Source organism: Serratia sp. AXJ-M (assembly GCF_046531865.1).
GTDB lineage: Bacteria > Pseudomonadota > Gammaproteobacteria > Enterobacterales > Enterobacteriaceae > Serratia > Serratia liquefaciens.
On the sequence record NZ_CP059394.1, the window covers coordinates 2163866 to 2186798 of the forward strand.

Sequence of the window (22933 nt, forward strand, 5' to 3'; positions counted from 1 at the left end):
TAAAACGCCGGGGCGAATGATTACCAGGGTAAGGGGGCAGCCTCATGGCCGTTTTCGGCGTAGTACAGCGAAGGCAGGAATTGCGCCAGATAGCTGAATTCATTGTAGCAATGGCGCATCAGATTAAAGCCAACCTCGTCCGGCAGTTCTTCATGTGCGTTGGCACAGGATTTCCCCAACAGAAAACGGCTGCGTAGCACGCAACCATAGGAGGTGTCGCGTGCCAGATGCAGCATTTCACCGTCGAGTGGATCGCCGTTATCGTCCAGCGCCACCTGTTCACCAAAGCCGATCCGTGCGCATACGGCGGCGGATAACGCCTGACCGTCCCGCGCCTGTTGCAAAGCTTGTGGGGCAAAAAAGTCTTCTGCCGCGTGGAATTTGAGGCGGGCCGGAACCGGTGGCAATTCGGCTAACCATTCCACCGCGTTGATGCTGGCACCCACGTAGCTTTGGCCTTTTCTCCAGTGCTGGTCCCAGCCGCGATGTTCGACGTGATCGTGCGGATGCCACCAACGGATGTGCTGGGTGGTTTCGAAAAAGGTAAACCACCAATCCAGCATGCGGCCCTTGCAGCCGTGCAGATCGGTACGGATTGCCACGGTCAACCACCCGTCGCTATTGCGCGTCAGCCCCATCTCCAGCCGCAGCGGTTCAGGTTTGAGCAACTCGTTGATATCATTTACGCCCCAGGGCAGCATCAGTGATTGATGTGTCATCACGCTCATCCTTTTTTATTTGGAAACGATATTTGTTTCCTAAATAAGGCTATGCCGGTATGCTGACTCTGTCAACGATTTCGAGGAGCTGTGATGGTAAATAAAGTGGAAGCCGAACCCCGTTCGCGTGGAAGGCCCTCGGCTCCGGAAGGGGAGTTACGCGCGGCGGCAGTGGAGGCCACTCTGGCGCTGTTACTGACGCAGGGCTATGCCGCCACCACCGTGGACGCGGTGGCGAAGCGGGCGGGCATGGCGAAGAAAACCCTGTATCGCTTTGCCGAGAACCGCGATGCGCTGGTGACGCAGGCGATCGCTAGCTGGACCGACGCTTTTGCGCCGGTGTTTGAACCGGACGCCCAGCGGGCGACAGAGTTGCCGACGCTGTTGTCGCAGGGCTTGCAGGCCATTGCGCGACAGGTGCTGAGCGAGCAGGCGGTGGGGATGTTTCGCCTGCTGCAGAGTGAATTTCCGGGGCGTGAAGATTTGCTGGCGGCTTATCAGCGCAACGGCATTGAACGGGGCAGGACGATTGTGGCTGACTGGCTGCAGCGACAGCAACGGCGTGGTTGGCTGCGTGAACTGGATTGCGTGCAAACCAGCGATCTGCTGCTGGCGATGGTGATAGCAGAACCTTTGCGCCAGATGGCGCTTGGTCTGTTGCCGCCGGGCAGCGATATCGACACTCGCATAGCGGCGGCGTTGGCACTGGTGTTGCCGGGGTTGATCAGGGCGCCGTCGTCCGCGCCCTGAGGCTGATCGTGGTCAAGTCACTCTTTACCGTACTGGCGCAGCACCTGTTCTGCCGCGGCGAAGTCTGGCGCCAACGGGCGGTCAACCTCGATAAACGGCACCTGCTTGCGCACCGCGGTATAGAGTGCTGCGGTAGGGGCGGATAGCGTAAAGCCGTTGTGTCGCTGCTGGCGCAAATCCACTGCCTGAGCGTCGTGCACCAACAAGATCCCCAGCAATTGATAGCCGTTGTCCACCTGCTGCTGAACGCGAGCCACCACCGATGGTGCATTGGTGGCGATGTCTTCAATATCGCCGGCGACCGGGAAATAATCGAGCGACACCGGCATGGCGAGTTCTTTGCTCCGCATCGCCAGCATCATGACCGGCTTTTCCATCGCGCCAAAGGCGTGCACGGTGTGGTCGGTGCCGAGAAAACGACTCAGGCCGGTAAACGCCGGGTTATTCAGTTTGATCACCTGTTGAGCGCTGGCCAGCGAATTATGCGCCAGCGCCAATCCCAATTGCTCAAAGGCCAGTACCCATGGCAGCGGTTCAAAGTTGGCGCTTGGCAGCACGGCACCTTGCAGGCTGCCTTTGCTGACGTAGCCTACCGCCTCCTGCGGCCGCTGCGACGGTGCCGTAACGTCGAGTGCCACTCCTGGGTTGTCGTCGGAGCTGTTTAACTGCACCAGCAACTGGTCGTAAGCCTGCTGATAGCTGCGCTGGAGCTCCGCCAGCAGATAGACGCCGGAGCGAAAACTCAGCGGATCCTGCAAGGGACGGCTGTCATCGTGCTGCCACAGGCTGGAGCCGATCAGCAACTCGCGCAGGTTTTTCCCCATGGCCGCCACTTCCGGGTAAGGGCGTAGCGCCAGAGTATTGGCGAGAAACGGAGAAAGGTTACCGTTCAGCGCCTGCAGGCTGAGCGCATAGGTCAAGGTATTAACCTGCATCAGGTGGGACAGCGAATCCAGAGCCAGAGCACCGCTAGCTGCGGAATAGGCATTGGAACTGAGGATCGCCAGCGCGTCTTTGGCATAAGGGGCAATGGCCGGTGTCTGACTGCTTTGCAGCACCGCTTTGGCCGCCACTTTTTTACCTTGATAATAAACTTCACCTTCGCCGAGCATCGCCAGCCCAATGTGGCTGATCACCGTGATATCTCCTTCGCCCACCGAACCGTCCGCCGGGATCACCGGGGTGATGCCTTTGTTGAGAAAAGCGACATAGGCGTCGACAATCGCCGGTTGGACACCGCCGCCACCGCTCAACAGGGCATTGAGCCGGGTGACCATGGTGGCCCGCGCGACGCGGACGCTCATGGCTTCGCCAATGCCGCCAGAGTGGGCATGCAGCAGGCCGACGTTGAATTTTTTCGATGCGTCGATCACCTCCTGCGTCAGCTTTCCGTGGACGTCGACCATCGGCCGGTCCTTGTTTAATCCGACGCCCACCGTCAGCCCATAGATTTTCAGCCCGCTCTGCGCAGCTTCGATCAGCACCTGATGTGACCGTGTCACGCGCTCCATGGCGACGGGCGTGACGCTCACCGTTTCACCGTCAGCGACCTGAGCAATCAGGTGCGGGGTAATAGAGTGTCCATCGAGCGTGACGGTGGCCAAGCCAAACGGGTTGTAACCGAGCGTCAGCGCGGCCAACAGCGATAAAGCGAATTTTCCTGGCATGATAAGTAAACCCTTATTATTGATTTTTATGTTGTTGTAGCGTTATTCGTTTCAGGGCTGCTGCGCCGGACGGCGGGCGATAAAATACAGGGTGATCAGCGCCAGTAAGCTGGCGATCATCACGTACCAGGCCGGCGCAAAGCGGGTGCCGGTATTCTGGGTCAACCAGGTCAGGATCGCCGGCGCAAAGCCGCCGAACACCGTCACCGCCAGGTTATAGGACACCGACATTCCGCTGGCCCGTACCTGGGTGGGAAACAGATCGGACAGTGCCGCAGGGGCCACGCCGACGAACAGCGACACCAGCATGCAAAACAGTGTCTGTACCAGGATCAGCATTGCGGTGGTGTGGTAAGCGTCAAGCAGCAATAACAAGGGGTAGCTGGCAACCAGTAACAAGGCGGCACCGGCCTGCAGGATTTTCAGGGTACCGATGCGATCGGACCAGGCACCTGCCGCTACGCAGCAAACCACCATAAAGCAGTTACCGATCAGTGCCGCCAAAAACGCCTGATGACTCTCGAAATGCAGCACACGCTGAACGTAAATCGGCATATAGATAATCAGCGCGTAAACGCTCACTGCCCACAGAATAGACAGCCCGGTGCCCAGCAGCACGGCCTGACGATGGGTACGGAACAGCTGTCTCAGTGGCTTTTCCGGAGCGCATTGCTCCCGCTGACGCCGGGCCTGCTCTTCGGCAAACAGCGGCGTTTCCTCCAGGGTTTTACGCATCCACAGGCCAATCGGGGCGATCGATAAGCCGATGATGAATGGAATACGCCATCCCCAGTCACCTACCTGTTCGTGACTGAGCGTCAGGGTGACCGCGGTGGCGACCAATGCGCCCAGGATATTGGAGATCCCCATGCTGGCCTGCAGCCAGGAGGCGTATTGGCCTTTCTGGTGTGCGGGGGCGTGCTCGATTAAAAATGCGGCCGCGCCGCCCACCTCTCCCCCGGCGGAAAACCCTTGCAGCACCCGGCCACACAGGATCAATAAAGGTGCGCCTATGCCAATAGCGCTGTACGGCGGTGCAAAGGCAATGATTGCCGTGCCGACGGCCATGGTCATGATGGTCAGCGTCAGGGCGGCCTTGCGGCCAACCCTATCACCATAAGCGCCGATCACCAGGGCGCCGAGTGGGCGAATGACGAAACCGAGACCGAAGGCAAGAAAGGCCTCAAACAGTTGGGTGCCGGGATCGTTGGGGTGGAAGAAGTTCTGCGCGATGTACACGGCGAAAAAGGCGTACACCGAGAAGTCATACCATTCCAGCGCGTTGCCGATGGAAGCGGCGGCAATCGCTTTACGCCCACGGCTTTTGCGCGGCGTAACGGCGGCGTCGGCAGCCAGCAGGGAGGAGATGGGCGGAACCGTGCTTTTATTCATCGTTGTTCTCCGCGAGGCAGTGAGATATAGGGCAGGGATTTTTCGGCAATCTCGTCGAGCGACTCCTGATAACCGGCGTCGGCGTATCGCATCACGCCGGTACTGGTGTCGTTGGTCATCGACAATTGCAGGCGTTGCTCCGCAGCGGCGCTGCCATCGGCGATGGTGGTGACGCCTGAGCTGGTCATATAACCGCTGTAACCGCCACCGCCGGAGTGGATTGCCACCAAATCCGCCATGGAGGCGCAGTTGACCAACGCATTGAGCAGCGGCCAGTCGGCGATGGCATCGGAGCCGTCCTTCATCTTTTCGGTCATGATATTCGGGTGAGCCATCGCCCCGGCGTCGAGATGATCGCGGGTGAAGGCGATAGGACCGGAAAGACGGCCGTCCGCTACCATGCGGTTCACTTCCAGCGCCAGCTCGGTGCGTTCCCCGTGACCGAGCCAGGCGATGCGCGCCGGCAGACCCTCAAAGGGCACATGTTGGCGCGCCAGGGTGATCCAGTTGCTGACGATGCGGTTATCGGCAAAGCGCTGCAGCAGGTAGTCGTCGATTACCCGAATATCGTTGCTGTCGTTGGACAGCGCAATCCAGCGGAATGGACCGATGGCGCGACAAAACAGCGGCCGTAGGAAGGCCTCGGTGAATATGGGGATCTCGAATGCGCGTGCAACGCCGCCCTGGTGGGCGTGGGTGCGGATAAGATTCCCGTTATCGAACACCACTGCGCCGCGATCCATAAAGCCGATCATGGCTTCTACGTGTTGCACAATAGAGCGGCGGCTGGCGTCCATCAGCGCATTGATATCCGCTTCGCGTTGCGCTGCCACCTGCTCAAGGCTGTAACCGGCGGGGACATAACCGTACACCAGGTCGTGCGCCGCCGTTTGGTCGGTAACGATGTCCGGAACTACGCCGCGGGACAAAATCGCCGGGTAGACTTCGGCGGCATTGCCCAGCAGCGCGACTGACAAGGCCTCTTTGCGCTGCTGAGCGGCGGCGATCATCGCCAGTGCCTGATCGAGATCTTTCGCCTGGTGCTGTAAAAAGCCGTTTTTCAGCCGTTTGTCGATACTGGCCTGATTGACCTCGACGGTCAGAATCGCAGCGTTGGCCAGGGTCCCCGCCAGCGGTTGCGCACCGCCCATGCCGCCCAGCCCGGCGGTGAGGATAAAGCGGCCGCGCAGATCGTTAGCGAAATGCCGTTCGGCGATACGCGAGAAGATTTCATAAGTCCCCTGGATCACCCCCTGCGAACCGATATATTGCCAGTCGCCGGCGGTCAGTCCGCCCCAGCAGATCAGGTTTTCTTTTTCCCAGCGGTAGAAGTTCTCCGCCTTCGCCCATTGGCCGACCATATTGCAGTTGGCCATGATCACCAGCGGGGCATTAGCGTGGGTCTGCAGCACGCCGATTGGCTTGCCGGATTGCACCAGCAGGGTTTGGTCTTCACGCATGGTTTTTAACGCATGAACAATGGCATCGTGTGACGGCCAGTCGCGCGCCGCACGTCCCAATGCCGCATATACCACCAGTTCGTCGGGATTTTCGCCAACGGCCAGCACGTTTTCCAATAGACGCAACAGCGCTTCTTGCCGCCAGCCCAGGCAGCGCAGCTCGGTGCCCGAGGTCACTTTAAAGGCTCTTTTCATGCGGCATCTCCCGTTGGCAGGTAGCTGCGTAAGTCAATTCCGAGGGTTTTTTCTACCGGGGGATAAACCGCCGGATCGGTGACCGACGAGGAAAGCGGGAACTGAGAATGATGCATATGGAAAATCACCACTTCCATGCCAGGCTTTAACTGCCCGGCGCTTACCGGGTTGCCGGCCTTGTCGAGGGTAGTGATCACGTCTGGATAACTGGCGAGACGCTCACCGTGGGCGTCTTCCACCGCCATATGTTCATTCATGATATGGATACGGCGCAGGTCCTTGCCCTGGCCGACAGTCACGATGCCGACGTCGAACGCCTCTTCGGTATAACGCAGGCTGTTGGCGGCAACCTTGCCGCTGCCGATAATATTGCCGCCGGTATGGCGACAGATGGTCTCGACGATGCCGTTGCCGTTTGCCGCCAGAATGCTTTCGCCCAAGGCAATCGCCTGGCTGATGCCCCCCAGCGCAGCGTGTTGGCGCACGTAGCCGGCTGGTATCGGGTTGCGGCAGCTGGCGATAAAGCCGCCGGACATGTCTGCCGCTTTGCGTAGCACCGGCGACACCTTGGCCGTGGCGCCTTTCACCACCAGTTCGATATAGGCGTTTTTGGCCCGATTGCCGCCGACGGCAGCCTGGATCATCGGTTCAGGACTGGAGGCCAGGCCGATGGAGCCCATGTCGCCAGTCGGGTGGGCACGCAGATCGCCGACCGCATCGACGACTTTGCAACCGAGGATCGCGGCAGGCAACCAGCCGTTGAGGGTGCTGGACATGCCGTTCTGCCCAACCATCAATCCGGCGATAGGGGCGCCCAGTGCCTGCTGCACCAACTGCACGGCCTTAACGTAGTCGACGCCGAGCATTTGCCAGTCGGTCAGGCCGCCGGGGGCGCCAATCGCTGCCGCGGTAGCAATCCAGTCGTTATCGTTCAATTCCTCAAGGCTGACCAGTTCCGGTCGGCCAATGGTCACCGCCAGTCGCCCAAGCTCCAGGCCGTGGGCAACCCAACCGCCACCGCCGCAGGCAAATACCGAACCGCCTTTTACCGCGGCCTCCACATCGTTAAGTGTTAAAACACGCCCCATGGTCTGTGCTCCTGAAAGTATCGGTGAGATTGCGCTTGAATGAATAATCTGTGAATAGTTGCGCTACCGGAATTCGATACTAGGGGGCGGTTAACCAAAATGTCGCATTACTTTTTATCACCTGCGTATAACACAATGTTAACCCATGCTTCAGGCGCAAAAAATCAGTCGCGAGCACCCTGGGGAGCGGTGATGAAATGCGTTAGCGCGACCAGTGGATCTGCACTGATTCGAGGGTGGCAATAAACGCCTGAGCCAGTCGTGAAAGGGGCTCGTACATGCCGTGTACGATGCTGATGGGGGTTTTGGCAGTGGGGGCGATGGGCCGGAAAACCACCTTGGTCCACACCGGGCCGTTGGCGGTAATTTCATCGATCAGCGCGATGCCAACCCCGGCCTGTACCAGTGCGCAGGCGACGTGGATCTGCTGCACCTCGACGGTAGGGCGCAAAATGATATCGGCGTCGCTTAACAGTTTGCGCACCAGTTGACCGATCGGGATCTCGGCGCCATAGCCAATAAAAGGCTGGTCGATCAGATCCTCGACACCTATCACATTTTTGGCGGTTAATGGGTGGGAAGCAGGCAACGCCACCACCAGCCGGTTTTCATACAGCTGGCGCGAATGCACGTTGGGATGGCCTTCGTGCAGAAAAGCGACCCCCAGTTCAACCTGTTGCGTCAGCACCGCCTGCAGCAGCACGTCCGGGATCATGGTGTGCAGTATCACCCGCGCTTCGGGCAATTGCGCGTGGAATTTTGCGATGGCGCTGGGGATCAAGCCTTGCCCCAGACTTGGGCTGCAGGCGATACGCAGGTGGCCCATACGGTTTTGGATCAGGTCCTCAGCCACTTCGTTAACCCGCTGAACGCCCTGATAGACCGAATTGACCTCGACAAACAGGTGACGAGCCTCCGGGGTCGGGTACAGTCGCCCCTTGATGCGTTCAAACAGCGTCAGACCCAACCGCTGTTCGGTGTAGCCGATCAGCCGTGAGACCGCCGGTTGTGAAACGTGCAGCAGCTTGGCGGCACCGCTGATCGAGCCGGTCAGCATGATGGCGCGGAACACTTCGATTTGCTTGAGGTTTAAACGCACAGCCCCTCCACTATGGTTAACATTTTGTTATGCATGAGTGATAAACAAGCATAAGACAGAATAGACAGCCTCACCCTACACTGGCCTGACTATCGGCACAATCGACCGATTGATAACCTGAGATATATGCATTTTTATGCATTTATTGTATGCAATGGAATTAGGGGAGGGGCGCTATGAATCTGAGTCAACGGCCAGAGCTGGTGGTCAAGGGCAATCTGGTGGATGCCGAGCGGGTGACTCCGGACGGCTGGCTGGCCATCGCAGGCGGTAAAATCATCGGCAGCGGCAGCGGTCAGGCACCGGAGGCCCCACAGGTGATCGACGCTGGCGGCAAGTGGATCCTGCCGGGGGTGATTGACGGTCAGGTGCATTCCGGCAGTCAGGCGAATCAGGAAGGATTGGGCTGGGCGTCGCGGGCGGCGGCGGCGGGGGGGATCACCGTGATGGTCGATATGCCTTATGACGATCCGCAGCCGGTGGCGTGCCGCGCTCTGCTGGAAGCAAAAATTGCCGAGGTGGAGCGTGACTGTCATGTCGACGTGGCGTTGTTTGGTACCCTGAACGCAACCTACGGGTTCGATGCCGCTGCCGGACTGATCGAAGGTGGGGTATGTGCCTTTAAATTTTCCACCTTTGAAGCTACGCCGGGCCGGTTTCCTCGGGTGGACGAAGACGACCTGATGCATGCTTTTGAACTTATTGCGCCGACCGGGCTGGCCTGTGCGGTACACAACCAGATGCAGGAGCTGACGCGTAAAAATATCCAGCGAATGGTCGAGGCCGGCGACACTGGCTGGGATGCATTTATGCGTGCTCACACGCCGCTGATTGAAAATCTGGCAACGGCGCTAATTTATGAAATGGGGGCGGAAAGCGGGGCTCGCGCCCATGCGGTGCATGTTTCCACTTCACGCGGTTTCGAACTTTATCGGATGTATCGGCAGGCTGGCTACCCGGTCAGCATTGAAACCTGCGTACAGTATTTGATGCTCAACCATGAACAACATACGCGCCAGTTTGGTGCCAGGACCAAACACTACCCGCCGATCCGTCCTAAAGCGGAAACCGAACTGTTGTGGAGCCATATTGCGCAGGGCGACTGCACCTTCGTTTCTTCCGATCACGTCAGTTGGGGTCTGGAGCGTAAAGGGGACGACAACGTGTTCAAAAACGCCTCCGGTGGCCCCGGGCTGGAGACGCTGTTACCGGCGTTGTGGACCGGCTGCGAGCAGCACGGTATTGCGCCGACCACCGTCGCGCAACTGCTGTGTCGCAATCCCGCGCGGCATTTTCTGCTCGACGATCGCAAAGGGGGGTTTGACACAGGTATGGACGCCGACTTTGTGGTATTGCGGCCCGAGCGCTACCGATTCGATCCCGCGAACAGTTTGTCGGCGGTGAAATGGAGCGCCTTCGAAGGCATGGAGTTCAGCGTACGGGTGGAAGCCACCTATTGTCGCGGCCAGGCAGTCTTTGCCGAGGGCCGTATTCTTAATTCGCCGGGGTCGGGACAGTTTCTGCGCCCGCGCGTTGCCAACGGAGCAGGCCAATGATCGAGTTAATCAACAGTGAACGTTTGTGGGCGCGGGTCAATCATCTGGCACAAATGACGTTGCCGGATGTGCCGTGGACACGACGGGCCTTTACGCCATTGTTCAGCGAGGCACGAGCCTGGCTGGCGGAACAAATGAAGCAGGCTGGGCTAACGGTAACGCTGGACGAAGGCGGCAATCTGATCGGTCGTCGCGCCGGGGTGCGCAACGATCTGCCGCCGATAGTGACCGGTTCGCATTGCGATACCGTGGTGGGCGGCGGCCGCTATGACGGGATTATCGGCGTGCTGGCGGGGATTGAAATCGCCCATTGTCTGCATCAACAGGGGATAGTTTTGCAGCATCCGTTTGAGGTTATCGACTTTCTGTCCGAAGAACCCAGCGATTACGGTATTTCCTGCGTGGGCAGCCGGGCGATGAGCGGTGAATTGGACGGCGGTATGCTGGCTTCCCGGAACGCGCAAGGCGAAACGCTGGCGGAGGCGATGACGCGTATTGGCGCTCAGCCGGAAAAACTGAACCGGCCGCTGCGCCTGCCGGGCGGTACCGCCGCTTACGTTGAGCTGCACATTGAACAGGGGCCAGTGCTGGAGCGCCAGCACCTGCCGATTGGCGTGGTGACGCACATCGTCGGCATCCGCCGGGTGTTGGTGACGGTGCTTGGGCAGCCGGATCACTCCGGTACCACGCCGATGGATATTCGTCGCGATGCTTTGGTCGGGGCAGCGCATGTGATTGAGCAGGCGCACGCGATGGCGTTACAGCAAAGCGGCAATCCACATTATGTGGTGGCGACCGTAGGGCGCATCGCCATGACGCCAAATGTCCCCAATGCGGTGCCAGGGCAGGTAGAACTGATGCTGGAGGTGCGCAGCGACAGTCAGGCGCTGTTGGAGACTTTCCCGGAAGCGCTGTTGGAAAACTGTCGGCCACGTTTGCAGAGTCTGGATTTACAGACGCAATTGCAGCATGTCAGCCGTGCACGGCCCACCGCCTGCGCGGAAACGGTGATGCAGGCGATCGAGGGGGCAGCTCATTCGCTGGGGTTGGCCGGACGCCGGCTGCCGAGCGGTGCCGGGCATGATGCGGTTTATATGGCGTCGACCGGGCCGGTGGGGATGGTGTTTATTCCCTGTCTGAATGGGCGCAGCCATTGTCCCGAGGAGTCGGTTACCGAGCAACAGTTGGCGGACGGGGCCAGGGTGCTGGCGCAGGCGTTGATCAATCTGGATAAGCAATTGGCATAAAAAAGGGGCCTGCTGGCCCCTGTAAGGATGATAACGCGCGCTGTGGCTTAAAGTTTAGGCCCGGCGCTCACCAGTTTTTCCCCTGCGGGGGTGACGGTGTATTTGGCAAAGTTATCGATAAAGCGCTGGGCCAGATCCTGGGCTTTTTCCTGCCACAGAGATTCGTCGGCGTAGGTTTTACGCGGATCGAGGATCGAAGGGTCTACCCCCGGCAATGCCTTCGGTACCGCCAAGCCAAAGATTGGCAGGTTGAAGGTGTCGGCGTGCTCGATCTCCCCGTTTAAAATGGCGTCGATGATGCCGCGGGTGTCCTTAATGGAAATACGCTTGCCGCTGCCGTTCCAGCCGGTATTCACCAGATAGGCCTGTGCACCGGCCGCTTCCATGCGTTTTACCAGCACTTCTGCGTACTGCGTCGGGTGCAGCGTCAGGAACGCCGCGCCGAAACAAGCGGAGAAGGTCGGGGTTGGGGTGGTAATGCCGCGCTCAGTGCCGGCCAGCTTGGCAGTGAAGCCGGACAGGAAGTGATATTGGGTTTGTTCCGGTGTCAGGCGTGATACCGGCGGCAATACGCCGAAGGCATCCGCCGTCAGGAAGATTATTTTCTTGGCATGTCCCGCCTTGGACACGGGTTTGACGATGTTTTCGATGTGGTTGATCGGGTAAGAGACTCGGGTATTTTCGGTCTTGCCGGCGTCATCGAAATCGATGCTGCCGTCGGCCAGCACCTGCACGTTTTCCAACAGCGCGTCCCGGCGGATAGCCTGATAAATCTCCGGCTCAGCCTGAGGAGACAACTTGATGGTCTTGGCATAACAGCCGCCTTCGAAGTTGAATACGCCGTCGTCGTCCCAGCCGTGCTCGTCATCGCCGATCAGTTGGCGTTTAGGATCGGTGGAGAGGGTAGTTTTGCCGGTGCCGGACAGGCCGAAGAAGACCGCCACGTCACCCTGTTCGCCCACGTTGGCTGAGCAGTGCATCGAGGCAATACCCTGAAGCGGCAGCAGGTAGTTCATGATCGAGAACAGGCCCTTTTTCATTTCGCCGCCGTACCAGGTCCCGCCGATCAGCTGTATGCGTTCGGTCAGGTTAAAGGCGACGAAGTTTTCCGAATGCAGCCCCTGCTGTTTCCAGTCAGGATTGGTGCATTTGGCACCGTTCATCACCACAAAGTCCGGCTCGAAATTCTGCAGCTCTTCATCCGACGGGCGGATAAACATGTTTTTGACAAAGTGCGCCTGCCAGGCCACCTCGGTGATGAAACGCACTTTCAGGCGGGTGTCTGCGTTGGCGCCACAGAAGGCATCCACCACAAACAGACGCTTGCCGGAAAGTTGGTTACCCACCAGCGTTTTCAGATGTTGCCACACTTCCGGCGACAGCGGCTGGTTGTCGTTTTTGCCTGTGCCGCTGTCGGACCACCAAACGGTATCGCGCGTGGTGTCGTCACGCACGATGTATTTGTCTTTCGGAGAACGGCCAGTGAATTCGCCGGTATCGACGTTGACCGCGCCCAACGTCGTTAACGTACCGCGCTCCAGCGCCGGCAGGTCGGCGCGGGTTTCCTCGATAAACAGTTGTTCATAGCTGGGATTATGGACGATCTCGGTAGCCTGGTGGATACCGTAGCGGGCCAGCGTTTGTGGGGTAATCGCGATTGAAGACATATCCTACTTCCTTATTAGTTCTATGCCCTTCGCCTTTCTGACCACGGCCTTTGAAAGCGATAGGGCATATATTATGTGCCTGCTTTCCGCACGGTGCCGCGTGCAGAGCAAGGCTCGGGTACAAGCTGACCGGATTCAGCTATTTACCGCTCCGGTTCTCATTAATAAACGCACGGATTTTTACTTCCATCTATAGCATAGCAGTGAATTAGCGCCTGATTAATTTAATTACAAAACGCTGACGATAATTAATTAAAGCCAACATTGGCGGGGGCTCACAATATTGAGTTAATAAGAGGTAATTTGGTTTTGTATTTTTATTTTTTATCATATTGTCAGTGCTGTCCACTATTTTATTTATTATAAATAAGCCCATTCCGAAACGTACCTTTTAAAGCTTATAAATTATTTTATATACCATTAGTCGATCCGCTCCACACTGAACGCTTGTCAGCAGGGTGAATAATGAAACAGATAAATGCAGAAATGACCTGTGAGAAAGAAATACCGCAACCTGATTCATCAGGATTGATTAACCACCTGCGGAAAATGGATATCGGTGCCGTGCCGGTTGCGCTGTTTATCACTATTTGCGCGATTGTCGCCGTATCGGCCTACGCCAACTTCCTGCCAAAGAATATGATCGGCGGCCTGGCGGTGATCATGACGCTGGGCTTTGCGCTGGCGCATTTAGGTAAAAGCATTCCGGTACTGCGTGATATTGGCGGCCCGGCCATTCTGTGCCTGATGGTGCCTTCGGTGCTGGTGTACTTTAATTTTTTCCAGCCGAACGTGATGGGTACCGTCCATCTGCTGATGAAAGACGCCAATCTGCTGTACTTTGTGATCGCCAGCCTGGTGGTCGGCAGTATTCTTGGCATGAACCGGGTGATTCTGATCCAGGGCATGATCCGTATGTTCGTCCCGCTGGTGGTGGGCACGGTAACGGCGGTGGCAACCGGATTGCTGGTGGGCAAGCTGTTTGGTTTTACCTTCTATCACACCTTTTTCTTTATCATCGTGCCGATCATCGGTGGCGGTATCGGCGAGGGCATTTTGCCGCTGTCGCTGGCGTATTCCGCCATTCTGGGGTCGACACCCGACGTGTATGTGGCGCAACTGGCGCCGGCGGCGGTGCTGGGCAATATCTTTGCCATTGTCGCGGCCGGAGTGCTGGCGCGACTGGGCATGAAACGCAAGGCGTTGAGCGGTGACGGCATGCTGATCCGTTCGGCGGAGGAAAACGCGGTATTCGATATCAAGGAAACCAGCGGCAACGTCGATTTCCAGCTGATGGGCGGTGGCCTGCTGGTGATTTGTGCCTTCTTTATCGTCGGTGGCCTGTTCGAACATATCGTGCATATTCCCGGTCCGGTGCTGATGATTCTGTTTGCGGTGCTGTGCAAATATTGCCGGGTGATCCCAACCTCAATGGAAACCGGTGCGCACAGTTTTTATAAGTTCGTCTCCACCGCGCTGGTGTGGCCGCTGATGATTGGCCTCGGCATGCTGTATGTTCCTCTGGAAAGCGTCGTGGCGGTGTTCTCGGTCGGTTATGTGGTGGTATGCGGTTCGGTGGTGTTGTCGATGGGGCTGGTGAGTTTCCTGATTGCGCCTTACCTGAAAATGTTCCCGGTTGAAGCAGCGATTGTTACCTGCTGCCACAGTGGCTTAGGCGGTACCGGCGATGTCGCCATTCTCTCCGCATCTAACCGGATGGGGCTGATGCCGTTCGCACAAATCGCCACGCGCATCGGCGGTGCCTCTACCGTTATCGGCGCCACGCTGTTATTGGGTTGGTTAATGTAACTTTTCATTCTCGATAATCTATTCTGCCGGTGCAACTTATCGGGCACCGGCTTTGAGGTTGCTTAAAAATAAAGTTCTCCCCATGAAGGGATTCTCTGAAAGTGTATTTATTATCTTGACTTATTGTCGGGGGTTATCTAAAAAACATGTATCAATTGTACGTTATGGTGAAAAAGCAATGGAACGTAATAACAACCTAGAGCTTTTACGTGTGTGTGCTTGTGTAATGGTAGTGTTGGTACATGTCTCGAAGTGGGTAATGCCTAGAAGCACGTCTGAGTCTGAGTTTTTAATAGGTAATTTCATTAATAGCTTTAGTTTAATTTGCGTTCCTTTATTTGTTATTATTTCTGGGTATTTTGTTCTTAATAACTCACGAAATACTGACATAAAAAAATTCTACGAAAAATCATTTTTAAATATAGTAGTTCCGGTCATTGCATATTCTGTTTTTTATTTTTTGTTTTCACTTTATAAAGTTAAGGCTTTGCATGAGGGTTCGATAAAGGAAATTGTATATTCCTTAGTGATGGGGAAACCATATTATCATCTATGGTATATGTACATGCTTGTAGGTTTGTATCTCCTGGTTCCCTTTGTTATCAAAGCCTTTGATGGATATGAAGATAAAGTGATCCTCTATGCCTCAGGTTATTTCTTGATGATGGCGGTGGTCTCATCTGTTTGGTACTATGTTTTTGAAGTTAAAAAATTCTGGCCATTGGATTTCATTACCTATCTTGGATATTTTATTTTTGGTATGTATTTAGCCAGAAAACCCAAGCCAGCAAGAAGATACTTGAGCCTGAGTGTTTATGTTTTTTCCTCTATGTGCATTCTTATTTTATCATCTAAGACGTATAATTTATCGGCTAATCACTCCTATTTTTTCTCTTACGTTTCTATCTTTACCATCATTTCGGCAATAGGTTTCTTTAACTTCGTTCGCTCATTGGATATTAATTTTAGCCCGACATTTGCTTTTTTATCAAAATATTCATTCCGAGTTTATCTTATACACGCATTCATTCTTGATGTTCTATTGTCGATGGTTGGTGATGGTGTTTGGACTCATTCGAATTCGTTGATCTTCATTTTAGGGATGGCGGGCGCGACTCTACTTGCATCTTATCTATTTTCGATGCTGGTTGACCTCCTGGGCAGAAGTTCACAATTGGGAAGTAAGGTTGCAAAATTATTGTAACAACCTGGTCAGATCATTTTACATCTTGGGGTAATTGGCTTTCAATCTTCCCCTCGTAACATGATTTCTTTTCGAGTATGTGTCACTAGTAAGCCTGTGTTGGCAAAAATCTTACCGTTGATCGGTGGTAGTACAACAAAAATAGTGCTTTATTGGGAAAAACACGACAATTCCTATTAATTTCGTCATGTTAGCCTGACATAGTAGCGCACAGAAGGCCGGGCTTGCATACCTCGGGCTTCTGCCGAATCGCCAACCAATCCGGTTGGCGATTCATTTTCCATCTTTCAGCATGTTGATCGCCGCGCTTATCAGGATCCGGCGTTCAATGTCGTTGCTTTCGGCCAGTTGTTGCGCCAGGTGTTTTGCCAGCGTTTCGACCGATAAAACCTCGCCGCGATGACGCAACTGCATCACGCTGTCGCCGATCAAACGCGCCACTTCATCCCACACGGTTTTTATCTCCTGCTCCGAGAACATCATGGGTTACCTCGGCTGGGTGATTTTTGGTCAATGTAGCAGTTGAGGTCAGGGGGCGCCACCGTACCGATCGCACAATGCCAAAACCGGATGCATAAAAAACAAGCCATCAGTATTTCTTCTGGTTTTTTCGTCCAATACTAACAGTGTCGAATATCTGGAGGGTGAATGATGAGACTGGTCGATAAACTGGCTGAGTACCATCGCCGGAGCCGGCGGGCTGAAGCGCAACATTGGCTGTACCGTTTATGGCTGCCGCAAGGGGAGGCGAGAATTACCTATTTACGCGAGTTGTTGGAGCCTGAGGCTAAGCAACCCGCGAAGCGGGAACACTGAAAGAAGGCGTGTCAGTATCCGGCCGGACTGCGTTACTCGAGAATATCTTCGATCTCTTCAAGCACCTGGTGACCCAGGTCGGTGGTGATCATCAAAATACCGCAGACCAAAATAACCAGCGCCAGCAGCAGTAAGGCGATTTGTACGCCGTTGCCATTTCGTTTTGCCATGGGGCCTGCTCCTTGCCGTTAGCCGAAAACTATTGCCGCCCAGCGCAATAACAGTAGGGCGAGACAGATCAGCAATAATATTAAAAACATCTTCCAGTGCTTGCTGCGCATGCGTTTGGTGGCCAATGTGACCTCCTGTTTTAGTGATCAGCTGAAATACCAGCCGCCGATAACAAAGATAACAATCACGGCGACCGCCAGAACTTTTAACAGGTCGCTGAAGGTGTCATCGGGGTCTTTGTCGTCATTCTTCATTTTACCGCCTGGCCGAGAGCCATTGAGTGAATTGCGTTCACAGTATGCCTGTTGTCCCGGCATAGGCACAGGGGTTTACCCCAAACAGCCGTTAAAAGAGCCCAATAAGGCGGCTGCGGGCTGAATTCAGCAGTGCAGGCAGCGCCGGATACGTTGTACTATTCTGTCTGCACAATGATTTATTTAAAAAGGTATGGCAATGGCGAGCGAAATTCCGAAGAAATATGAAAACACCGAGCGTTGGGCGTTCGGCAAGACCGAGCAGCAGGCCGACGACGTGGCCAAGCTGATCCTGGACGGCACCAAGACGGCAACCTGCTCCAATCTGGACGGCGAAGGCATCCCGCTGGCCGGTGACGTATTTGTGGTGGTGGATGGTAAAGGTCAGCCGGTTTGCGCGGTGGAACTGACGTCGGTAGAGATGAAAACCTACGATCAGGTTGATGAGGCCCACGCTTTTGCCGAAGGGGAAGGCGACCGTTCGCTGGCCTATTGGCGTAAAGAGCTGCAGAGCTTCTTTGAAGAATATGAGCTGTTCTCACCGGACATGACGCTGGTGCTGATGAATTTCAAAGTCACAGAGACTTTCTGATTTGACGTCCCCCGTGCCTTACGTCTGCCAATGGGCGACGCCTGAGCTGGCGGCCGACCTGATTGCCGGGCGCGTGACGCTGGCGGATGACGCTAACTGGGCGCTCAGCGGCGCGCGCGACCGGGCTGAATATATCGAATGGGCGAATCACGTTTGCGGTATGGCCTGCCTGAAAATGGTGTTGAGCCACCGCGACGGCGATGCGCCGCCGCTGTTGGAGCTGGCGCGCCGCAGTTTGCCTTATGGGGCTTACGTGCGTGAGGGGGAGCGCATCAAGGGGCTGATTTATGCGCCCTTTGTCGACTTTGTGCGTGAGCAGTTCGCCCTGGAGGCGGAGGTTCAGGTGGGTATCGAGGCGCAAGCGCTGCCACAGCTGTTGGCGCAGCGACGCTATTTTATGGCCTCGGTGCACCCTGGCATCCGCTGGCCCGAACAGACACCGCCACAGCGGGGCGGCCATCTGGTGTTGATTACCGCCGCTGAGGTACAGAGCGTGACATTCCACAATCCGTCTGGCGATCGGCCGCAATCGCGCCAACAGGTCACTTTACCGTTGGGCAGCTTTGCCCGCTTTTTCGCCGGGCGCGGTATCGCAATAGCATAAAAAAACGCGCGTTGTTCCCAGCGAAACAGCGCGCGTTCTCAGATATTCCATCATTCAATCCAACCGCATTACCCAGGCATCGGTCTGGCGATCGTAATGCTGCTTATACAGCAGCGATTGCTTGCCATCGAGTATTGCCGGGATGCTGGTGTGCTCATCCCAACCGTCTAACTGCATGCACAAATCGGGATCCGACTTGCAAGGGATCGCCAGTGTACTGACCTGCTCGGGCGAGGAGGACAAATGTGCGTCATCAACCTCGAAACTGCCTATTTTCACCACGGTTTTGCCCATTGGAACTCCTTGCTTGCTGTTCTGGTATGAGGTGTGACCAGTTGGGTCATCTTAATCAGCATAGCTAAATGAGCAAAAAATGCCACATAAAAAATACAAACTGGCAACATGAGCATTCAGCGGCTAGCGCAGGGACTTAATACTCCACGACAAAACTCAGGTTGTCCTGGTAGGTGCCCACCGGCACTTCGGTTTGCGCCTGGTTGATTTGCGCCAGGTAGGGAATGCTTTGTGCCAGCCCTGTGCCAGAGCCTGCTTGCTTGTTAGCGCTGTTCCACACCGTGGTGGTGTTGGGCAGGTAAATTTGATACTGCAGATAGTTGCTGGTGCCACTTTTCATTCGGCGCCATCCGGTGACGGGGTTATTACCATCGGTAAAGTAGGTATTGTACCCCTCGGTTTTAGTGCAGGTGAGGGTGATGCTTTGGTTCACCGGATTAAACTGACCCACTAATGCCATGCTGCCGAAATTGACGTTTTGCGCGGTACCCAGCAAACAATCTTTGGTGATCGTCAGGCTGATGTTCACGGTGCTGGGCTTATTGGTGCCGTCCCACCAGATGCAAAGCCCAATCAGACCCAGGCCGCAGATATGGTAATTCCACACCAGGTTGACGGTATCGGTATAGGTACCTGCGCGCACGTTAGCCCCGGCGGTAGTTTTGATATACAGCGGGAAATTGACGTTGGGCGAGATCAGGATCAGCGTCAACAGGTTCAGTGAACTGTAATCGATGGTTTGTCCGACGCTGTAGGGATATTGGTAATTCGCATCGGGGTAAATCAAATAAGGAATCTGATCGCCGGAACCGTCGGTATTAGCCAGCGCCATATTGTGGGTGGTCGAGTTGATTTTAACCGTCACGGTGTTTTGCGTCAGCAGCGACAGGCCAAGGCCGCTGCAGTTGAGCCCGGCGGTACCCTGAGCGCTGAGTGAACCGTTATAAACGGCAAAAGAGCTGCTGCCGGGCAGCGTCACGGTACCGTTGGTGGTGGTACAGTCGGCGAGCGCCTGGCGGGCTGTGAGCAAGAGCAGCGCCAGCAATAACGCCTTGGTTCCACGGATCATATTTGTCTCCATAATGAGTTACTGGCAAACGATCGGCCCGATACTTTGGATACCCTGGGTTTTTGTCAGGTTGAATTGCGCCTGGCAAGGGGCACTGCCGTCTGCCGGGATAACGCTCAGCCGGTTTTGCAATTGCACCGGATCCACATACACCATGCCATCCCAACCGACGTAGCTTTGCTGTTTGCTGCCGATAACGGCCACTTCACTGCCATTAGCCAGTGGTTTGCCCTGGGCGTCGACCAGTTTGACGTCGGCGGCGGAAATGTGCTGGATGGGAAAATCGACCAGAAAACCGCTGTGATCGCGGATTGCCACGGTTTTCTCTACGGTGGGAACCGCCACGTCTGCAGGCAGGTTGAGCGGATCGATTTGGAATTTGGCGTGGTAGTAGGAAGTGACGGTTGGCACCAGCAAATAGCCTTTGGCGTTGGTCACCCCGATTAACTGATTTTCATAGCGGACCGGGATGTCCGGGTAGCCCTCGGTAGAGATCAGGGCGAAGGCGTCATTGATGGTGTTAGTGGCATACAGATCGCCTTTCATTGCCACCAGCGAGCCGCTCACTTCGCCCCAGCGGGTATAATCATTGCTGTTGCCGTACATCCCGCCGCGGGCTTCGAGCAGGCGGGTACGCCAGGTGATATCGGCCTGACTATAGCTGTCGCTGCTCTGTCCGTCCGCATAGGCCAGGTTCCAGCCCAAACCACCGTCGGTCGGCGCGGCACGGCTGTAGCTGACGCGTTGGTTCCAGCGATTGTTGTTGTCACGAGAGGCGCTGACGCTGGCGGTACCCCAACTGTCGAAGGGAATGGACAGTTGCAGTTGGGCGCTATAGCCGCTGCTGCCGATTTCACGGTTCACTGACGCATACAGACTGGTATTGCGCCACAGCGAGATGCTGTAGGAGAAGTTGGCCAGACGAGTGCGTTGGCCAATGGCGTCACGGACATCGAAATAGCCGGCGCCAATGCTACCGAATCGGTTCAGACCGATACTGCCGGTCAGTTGATCGGTACGGCGGCTCAGACGATAGTCACTTTTATACACCGAAATATCACCGAAGCCGGCGCTGCGCAGGATGCGCTGAGCATTCAGACTGTAATAGCGGTTGCTGTAGGTGTAGCTGATGCTGCTTTGATCGCCATGATTGGAGCTGTATTGATAGACCGGCTGCGGATCGGGCTGCGGGATAGGTTGACCGGTCAGGGGATCGTAGTAGTTGGGTTGTTGCGAAGGTTGATAATCGTTAAAGGCATTATCGCTGGCCTGGCTGTAGCTGTACGAGGCATTGAAAACGCCCCATTGACCAAGGCGAATATTCGCACCTGCGCCACCCACCGCCAATTCCGCTGCGCCTTCGGCGCGGCCTTCCAGAGTCAACCAGTCAGTGACGCCGTAACGTCCGCTGCCACTGGTCACCCACTGGCCATAATCGGCAGAGCTCATGCCATAATTGCGTCGCAGGGCACCGGCGGACAGGCTGAAATCGCTCATGCCGGTCTGCAACAGGTTACTGGCGACATAAAACGGCACCACGGTACTGACTTGTCGGCCCAGTGCATCGGTGGTGACCACGGTGGCTTGGCCCGCGCCGTTAATGTAGGGCACGGTATCCAGGGTGAAAGGACCGGGGTTAACGCTGGTGCTGCTGTTTTTATAGCTGTTGATATACAGATCGACGCTGCTGGGCAGTGCCGCCTGGCCCGAGAACTGCGGTAGCGGATAGGTGATCAGGTCTGGCCGGGAAGCAAAATTACGCGCCAGCTGGACGCCGCCGATACGCACCGAACTGCTCCAGGTCAGGGCGCCGGTGGTGAGATCGCCGGCGGTATAGCTAAGCAGGCGGTCATCATCATTGTAGCGCCACTGACTGTCGTAGCGGATATAACGGTTGTCCTGCTCACTGTTGGCGGAGGTGTTAAAGCTGCCGCGGAAAATACCGGTGTTCGACACCACGCCAAAGCCATCGAACAGCCGTTGTTCTGTCCAGGCAGAAAGAGAGCCCGGCTGGCCGTTGGCGCTGCTTTGGCTGGCGTACAAATCGTAATTGAACAGCAGGCCGAGGCTGCTCTGCGCCGGCAGGCGATCCAGTGGGTTCTGAGCGTTGAATTTTTGATTGGGTAGCCAGTCGTTGGGGACGTTGATCATCAACTGTTGGGTTTCACCGCTGTAGGTGACGTCCACTTTCTCTAATTGGTCGACGGCAATTTCTTTCGCCTGTTTATCCGCTACCGGCAGGCCTGCGTCGAGCAACTGCTGTGGTGTGAGGTAATAGTGGCCGCCGCGATAGGTCACTGGCACCACTTTCCCGGTCTGACGACCATTAACCACCGGCTCCAGATACAGGGTGGTATCCGGCATGCTGATGGCGCTGGGCGGCGGCGGCAAATCGTCGGCGCAAGCGTACGGTAGCCACGGCGTGGCCACTGCGCACAGTACGGCGAATGCTAACGGCTTCAGCCCGAACCCGTTACGCCTGGGGGACGGTATCCTGGTTAACGGCACATCAAGCTCAATAAGCGGTTAAGGTTATCGGCTGTTTGTTATCGTTGACCGTGGCTTGCAACTGACCGCTGCTGAAACTGCCCGATGCCGGCAGGGCAAAGCGCATCTGCGAACCGGGCAACACATACCCCATCAGACCGGCATTAAGCGTTTTTCCCTGCATCGTCACTTTGGAGATACGCGCATGCACGATGCCCTGGTTGCGCACCTCCAGCCAACGTTGGCTACTCTGTTGCAACAGACGGTAGCTGAGCTGCGGCTGGTTGGCGGTGGCGTAATCGCGCGGTTTTTCTGAGTCTTGCTTGGTCCAGACCCCTTTACCGCTGACAAACAACGGGACTGAATAGCGCATCTGGAATTTCAGCCCCATCTGCGCCCCTTCTGGCGCGGATTGACTGCCTGAATCTTTTACCGGGACTTCATCAATCAGAATACGGTAGGCGCGCTCCTGCCCGGCGGGCGGCGGGGTTTGTTTAACCAGCCGGATCAGTTGGCGTTTTCCTGGTGCAATTGAGGCAACCGGCGGGCTGGCGATGACTTCGCTTTGGTTGCTGTAGTCGTCTTTACCGGCGGTCTGTTTCCAGCCGAGCACCCGCACTTGCATATAGACCGGCTTGCTGTCCCGATTTTCCAACCATAGCGCCGTCGCGGGTTGTTGATCTTCAATCACTGGATCGATGGGCCAAATCAGGATTGACGCGGCGGCCAGAGCCTGTTGTTGGCCGACAATCAGCAGCGCTGCCGTCAGTGGCAGTCGGAAGGGTATGCGCAT

At 56.1% G+C, this 22933-nt stretch carries 22 protein-coding genes; 8 read left to right on the top strand and 14 right to left on the bottom strand.

Translation table 11 applies throughout. The annotated features are described in order from the left end of the window. Positions 1-20: 20 nt before the first annotated feature. Positions 21-719 carry a DAPG hydrolase family protein gene (locus H0S68_RS10160; RefSeq protein ID WP_122078980.1) on the bottom strand — a complete coding sequence of 233 codons (699 nt, stop codon included), beginning with the start codon at positions 717-719 and terminating at the stop codon, positions 21-23. A 93-nt stretch (positions 720-812) separates the two neighbouring features. On the opposite strand from H0S68_RS10160, the gene H0S68_RS10165 reads away from it, so the two are divergent. Further along, positions 813-1469: a TetR/AcrR family transcriptional regulator gene (locus H0S68_RS10165; RefSeq protein WP_410529366.1), complete on the top strand. Its 657-nt coding sequence runs from the start codon at positions 813-815 to the stop codon at positions 1467-1469. Positions 1470-1486: 17 nt separating this feature from the next. Here the strand turns inward: H0S68_RS10165 and hutH are convergent, their stop codons facing one another. The 5 genes from hutH to H0S68_RS10190 form a co-directional block, all read right to left on the bottom strand. Then, positions 1487-3136, bottom strand: coding sequence for a histidine ammonia-lyase (gene hutH / locus H0S68_RS10170; RefSeq protein WP_122078985.1), 1650 nt, complete (start codon positions 3134-3136; stop codon positions 1487-1489). Between the two features lie 51 nt (positions 3137-3187). Further along, positions 3188-4528 carry an MFS transporter gene (locus H0S68_RS10175; protein ID WP_261279181.1) on the bottom strand — a complete coding sequence of 447 codons (1341 nt, stop codon included), beginning with the start codon at positions 4526-4528 and terminating at the stop codon, positions 3188-3190. Then, positions 4525-6183: a urocanate hydratase gene (locus tag H0S68_RS10180; protein ID WP_020826525.1), complete on the bottom strand. Its 1659-nt coding sequence runs from the start codon at positions 6181-6183 to the stop codon at positions 4525-4527. Before H0S68_RS10180 ends, H0S68_RS10175 begins: the two co-directional genes overlap by 4 nt. Continuing rightward, on the bottom strand, positions 6180-7271 hold the full coding sequence (locus H0S68_RS10185; RefSeq protein WP_201895344.1) for a DUF917 domain-containing protein: 1092 nt from the start codon (positions 7269-7271) through the stop codon (positions 6180-6182). The genes H0S68_RS10180 and H0S68_RS10185 overlap by 4 nt, the downstream gene beginning before the upstream one ends. Before the next feature lie 202 nt (positions 7272-7473). Continuing rightward, positions 7474-8370, bottom strand: coding sequence for a LysR family transcriptional regulator (locus H0S68_RS10190; RefSeq protein ID WP_261107682.1), 897 nt, complete (start codon positions 8368-8370; stop codon positions 7474-7476). Between the two features lie 176 nt (positions 8371-8546). On the opposite strand from H0S68_RS10190, the gene H0S68_RS10195 reads away from it, so the two are divergent. Next, a complete protein-coding gene (locus H0S68_RS10195; RefSeq protein WP_142815372.1) occupies positions 8547-9926 on the top strand; it encodes a dihydroorotase in 1380 nt (459 codons plus the stop codon). Further along, positions 9923-11173, top strand: a complete 1251-nt coding sequence (locus H0S68_RS10200; RefSeq protein ID WP_410529367.1) for a Zn-dependent hydrolase — start codon at positions 9923-9925, stop codon at positions 11171-11173. The genes H0S68_RS10195 and H0S68_RS10200 overlap by 4 nt, the downstream gene beginning before the upstream one ends. Before the next feature lie 47 nt (positions 11174-11220). Here H0S68_RS10200 and pckA read toward each other — a convergent pair whose 3' ends face one another. Beyond that, positions 11221-12840, bottom strand: a complete 1620-nt coding sequence (gene pckA, locus H0S68_RS10205) for a phosphoenolpyruvate carboxykinase (ATP) (protein ID WP_122078997.1) — start codon at positions 12838-12840, stop codon at positions 11221-11223. 465 nt (positions 12841-13305) lie between these two features. Here pckA and H0S68_RS10210 point away from each other — a divergent pair, with 465 nt between their 5' ends. After that, on the top strand, positions 13306-14649 hold the full coding sequence (locus H0S68_RS10210) for a 2-hydroxycarboxylate transporter family protein (RefSeq protein WP_130015620.1): 1344 nt from the start codon (positions 13306-13308) through the stop codon (positions 14647-14649). A 178-nt stretch (positions 14650-14827) separates the two neighbouring features. Then, positions 14828-15853: an acyltransferase gene (locus H0S68_RS10215; protein ID WP_185959400.1), complete on the top strand. Its 1026-nt coding sequence runs from the start codon at positions 14828-14830 to the stop codon at positions 15851-15853. A 273-nt stretch (positions 15854-16126) separates the two neighbouring features. Here the strand turns inward: H0S68_RS10215 and H0S68_RS10220 are convergent, their stop codons facing one another. The 3 genes from H0S68_RS10220 to yniD form a co-directional block, all read right to left on the bottom strand. Beyond that, complete coding sequence (locus tag H0S68_RS10220) at positions 16127-16336, bottom strand: hypothetical protein (protein WP_041414492.1); 210 nt, start codon at positions 16334-16336, stop codon at positions 16127-16129. 365 nt (positions 16337-16701) lie between these two features. Next, positions 16702-16839, bottom strand: coding sequence for a hypothetical protein (locus H0S68_RS10225; RefSeq protein ID WP_153263172.1), 138 nt, complete (start codon positions 16837-16839; stop codon positions 16702-16704). An 18-nt stretch (positions 16840-16857) separates the two neighbouring features. Next, positions 16858-16950, bottom strand: a complete 93-nt coding sequence (gene yniD / locus H0S68_RS10230; RefSeq protein ID WP_369982358.1) for a small membrane protein YniD — start codon at positions 16948-16950, stop codon at positions 16858-16860. A 343-nt stretch (positions 16951-17293) separates the two neighbouring features. On the opposite strand from yniD, the gene H0S68_RS10235 reads away from it, so the two are divergent. Next, entirely contained in the window at positions 17294-17686 is a 393-nt protein-coding gene (locus H0S68_RS10235) for an ASCH domain-containing protein (protein WP_020826536.1), read from the top strand. Position 17687: 1 nt separating this feature from the next. Beyond that, positions 17688-18290, top strand: a complete 603-nt coding sequence (locus tag H0S68_RS10240) for a hypothetical protein (RefSeq protein WP_122079001.1) — start codon at positions 17688-17690, stop codon at positions 18288-18290. Positions 18291-18344: 54 nt separating this feature from the next. Here the strand turns inward: H0S68_RS10240 and H0S68_RS10245 are convergent, their stop codons facing one another. The 3 genes from H0S68_RS10245 to H0S68_RS10255 all read right to left on the bottom strand — a co-directional run bounded on the left by H0S68_RS10245 (position 18345) and on the right by H0S68_RS10255 (position 22017). Then, positions 18345-18584: a DUF1480 family protein gene (locus H0S68_RS10245; protein WP_044550237.1), complete on the bottom strand. Its 240-nt coding sequence runs from the start codon at positions 18582-18584 to the stop codon at positions 18345-18347. A gap of 136 nt (positions 18585-18720) precedes the next feature. Next, positions 18721-19653, bottom strand: a complete 933-nt coding sequence (locus H0S68_RS10250; protein ID WP_217331166.1) for a spore coat protein U domain-containing protein — start codon at positions 19651-19653, stop codon at positions 18721-18723. Between the two features lie 18 nt (positions 19654-19671). After that, complete coding sequence (locus H0S68_RS10255) at positions 19672-22017, bottom strand: fimbria/pilus outer membrane usher protein (protein ID WP_217331167.1); 2346 nt, start codon at positions 22015-22017, stop codon at positions 19672-19674. On the opposite strand from H0S68_RS10255, the gene H0S68_RS10260 reads away from it, so the two are divergent. Next, on the top strand, positions 22016-22183 hold the full coding sequence (locus H0S68_RS10260; RefSeq protein ID WP_020826541.1) for a hypothetical protein: 168 nt from the start codon (positions 22016-22018) through the stop codon (positions 22181-22183). The genes H0S68_RS10255 and H0S68_RS10260 overlap by 2 nt on opposite strands. On the opposite strand, the gene H0S68_RS10265 is transcribed toward H0S68_RS10260, so the two are convergent. After that, entirely contained in the window at positions 22169-22933 is a 765-nt protein-coding gene (locus tag H0S68_RS10265) for a molecular chaperone (protein WP_020826542.1), read from the bottom strand. The genes H0S68_RS10260 and H0S68_RS10265 overlap by 15 nt on opposite strands.

Coding starts and splice junctions, on each gene's coding strand:
- H0S68_RS10160 (WP_122078980.1), bottom strand. CDS start 719: ATGACACATCAATCACTGATGCTGCCCTGGGGCGTAAATGATATCAAC.
- H0S68_RS10165 (WP_410529366.1), top strand. CDS start 813: ATGGTAAATAAAGTGGAAGCCGAACCCCGTTCGCGTGGAAGGCCCTCG.
- hutH (WP_122078985.1), bottom strand. CDS start 3,136: ATGCCAGGAAAATTCGCTTTATCGCTGTTGGCCGCGCTGACGCTCGGT.
- H0S68_RS10175 (WP_261279181.1), bottom strand. CDS start 4,528: ATGAATAAAAGCACGGTTCCGCCCATCTCCTCCCTGCTGGCTGCCGAC.
- H0S68_RS10180 (WP_020826525.1), bottom strand. CDS start 6,183: ATGAAAAGAGCCTTTAAAGTGACCTCGGGCACCGAGCTGCGCTGCCTG.
- H0S68_RS10185 (WP_201895344.1), bottom strand. CDS start 7,271: ATGGGGCGTGTTTTAACACTTAACGATGTGGAGGCCGCGGTAAAAGGC.
- H0S68_RS10195 (WP_142815372.1), top strand. CDS start 8,547: ATGAATCTGAGTCAACGGCCAGAGCTGGTGGTCAAGGGCAATCTGGTG.
- H0S68_RS10200 (WP_410529367.1), top strand. CDS start 9,923: ATGATCGAGTTAATCAACAGTGAACGTTTGTGGGCGCGGGTCAATCAT.
- pckA (WP_122078997.1), bottom strand. CDS start 12,840: ATGTCTTCAATCGCGATTACCCCACAAACGCTGGCCCGCTACGGTATC.
- H0S68_RS10210 (WP_130015620.1), top strand. CDS start 13,306: ATGAAACAGATAAATGCAGAAATGACCTGTGAGAAAGAAATACCGCAA.
- H0S68_RS10215 (WP_185959400.1), top strand. CDS start 14,828: ATGGAACGTAATAACAACCTAGAGCTTTTACGTGTGTGTGCTTGTGTA.
- H0S68_RS10220 (WP_041414492.1), bottom strand. CDS start 16,336: ATGATGTTCTCGGAGCAGGAGATAAAAACCGTGTGGGATGAAGTGGCG.
- H0S68_RS10225 (WP_153263172.1), bottom strand. CDS start 16,839: ATGGCAAAACGAAATGGCAACGGCGTACAAATCGCCTTACTGCTGCTG.
- yniD (WP_369982358.1), bottom strand. CDS start 16,950: ATGCGCAGCAAGCACTGGAAGATGTTTTTAATATTATTGCTGATCTGT.
- H0S68_RS10235 (WP_020826536.1), top strand. CDS start 17,294: ATGGCGAGCGAAATTCCGAAGAAATATGAAAACACCGAGCGTTGGGCG.
- H0S68_RS10245 (WP_044550237.1), bottom strand. CDS start 18,584: ATGGGCAAAACCGTGGTGAAAATAGGCAGTTTCGAGGTTGATGACGCA.
- H0S68_RS10250 (WP_217331166.1), bottom strand. CDS start 19,653: ATGATCCGTGGAACCAAGGCGTTATTGCTGGCGCTGCTCTTGCTCACA.
- H0S68_RS10260 (WP_020826541.1), top strand. CDS start 22,016: ATGCTGATGGCGCTGGGCGGCGGCGGCAAATCGTCGGCGCAAGCGTAC.
- H0S68_RS10255 (WP_217331167.1), bottom strand. CDS start 22,017: ATGCCGGATACCACCCTGTATCTGGAGCCGGTGGTTAATGGTCGTCAG.
- H0S68_RS10265 (WP_020826542.1), bottom strand. CDS start 22,933: ATGCGCATACCCTTCCGACTGCCACTGACGGCAGCGCTGCTGATTGTC.